Raw genomic sequence first — 1,699 nt, forward strand, 5'->3', positions numbered from 1 at the left:
TTTTTTTTTTTTTTTTCTACTTTTGGTTTGTCAGTCAATAAAGACTAACGTAACTTAAAATTTTAATACAATGAAAAAATTTATTTTTAGTGCTGTCGCAATGATGGCTTTTGTGGGAAGTAGTATGGCAAATAATATTGCCATTGACGATCTATTTGAGGAAAGTTTCTCTTTTGATTTAAGTGAAAAATATGAAACCAAAATAATAAGGGAAAATTGTGATTTAGTTAAATATCGCGCGTATAATTTAGCACGAGATTTAGGGTATTCTGCTGATCAGGCTAGTGATTATTCTTATATATATTATTTTCGCTGTGTTTATAATAATGTCAAAGAAATTGAAGGAGTAAGCCAAAATTAATAATTTATGATAAGCACATTAAATTAATTAATGTGCTTATAACAATCTAATTTATGAAATCAATTTTTTTATTTATTGCTATTTTATCTGTAAATTTTTTTTCTGCACAATCAAAAAATATATACGTCCAGTATACTGTCAAACTTCAAGAAGACGAAATTTTAGCAAAAGCGGATCCTGATTTTAGGGAACTATTTGTTGATGCAATGTCATCTGCAAATAGGATGCTATTTGGCTTAATTATAAATAAATCAGGATCTAAATTTTACCAAATACCGATGTTAGGCACTTCGGAAGATGATAAAATTAGAACTTCAACAATTTTTATTGGATTTTCTGGCGAGGTTCATCAACTGAAAGAACACACTTATTCGGAATCTAGGACTTACGGTAGGAATATTTTAGTTAAAGAAGTTTTGAAAGATAATTGGCAATTACATAACGAAACCAAAATGATTGACAATTTTTTATGTTACAAGGCTTCAAATACACATCGAGTTGAAAATGGTTCTAAAAAAAATTTTAACCATCCCGTCATTGCTTGGTATTGTCCGGAATTACCATTTCCTTACGGCCCAAATGGCTATAACAATTTACCAGGTTTGATATTGCAACTTCAAGTCCGAAACGTTGTTTTTGCGGCAAAACAAATTGATTTAAATTCAGATTTAGATTTTGACCCTTCATTTTTGAAGAAAGTCAAAACTATGACTTTAGCTGAATTAAACACAAAAATTGAAGATGAAATGCAACAACTAAAGAACTCTGTAAAAGATTAAGATGTAAAATTCAATGGTAATGCCCAAATCTCTACTACTTTTACTCCTACTTTCCCTCTCCGCTTTTTCTCAAAAAATAATAACCGGAGTAGTTTCTGATTCCCTAAATCAACCCTTAGAATAGGCAAATATTATTGTAGATAAGTTAAAAGAAAAAACAAAAATCAATTTGTAAAAAGCTAAAAACACCAAGATTATAATGAATGTAATGAACCATTTAAAATACTTTTCTACCTCTAAAAACGTTCAAAATAAAAACAGTATCTTGCCATTGCAGAATTTTTTTCTAAGTTAATAATGTGTTAGTTAGTATAAAATTTTTGCGATTACTATTTTTTTTCTTGTTCTATTTTTGAGCTGTGAGTCAATAAAGACTAGCTTATCTTAAAATTTTAATACGATGAAAAAATTTATTTTTAGTGCTGTCGCAATGATGGCTTTTGTGGGAAGTGGAATGGCGAATAATACCAATCCTCCCAAAACTTTATTAAGAGACTTTAAGGCAGAAAGTAAGAATGCACAAGATAGCTCAGCTCCTTATATTGATTGGGCAATCGCT

At 29.3% G+C, this 1,699-nt stretch carries 2 protein-coding genes; both read left to right on the top strand.

Annotated features, from left to right (window positions below):
• Window positions 1-70 precede the first annotated feature (70 nt).
• Window positions 71-361: a hypothetical protein gene (locus tag H602_RS0109520; RefSeq protein WP_026977783.1), complete on the top strand. Its 291-nt coding sequence runs from the start codon at window positions 71-73 to the stop codon at window positions 359-361.
• A gap of 53 nt (window positions 362-414) precedes the next feature.
• Complete coding sequence (locus tag H602_RS0109525) at window positions 415-1,140, top strand: GLPGLI family protein (RefSeq protein WP_026977784.1); 726 nt, start codon at window positions 415-417, stop codon at window positions 1,138-1,140.
• Window positions 1,141-1,699 lie beyond the last annotated feature (559 nt).

The organism is Flavobacterium tegetincola DSM 22377 (assembly GCF_000425485.1).
Classification (GTDB): Bacteria; Bacteroidota; Bacteroidia; order Flavobacteriales; family Flavobacteriaceae; genus Flavobacterium; species Flavobacterium tegetincola.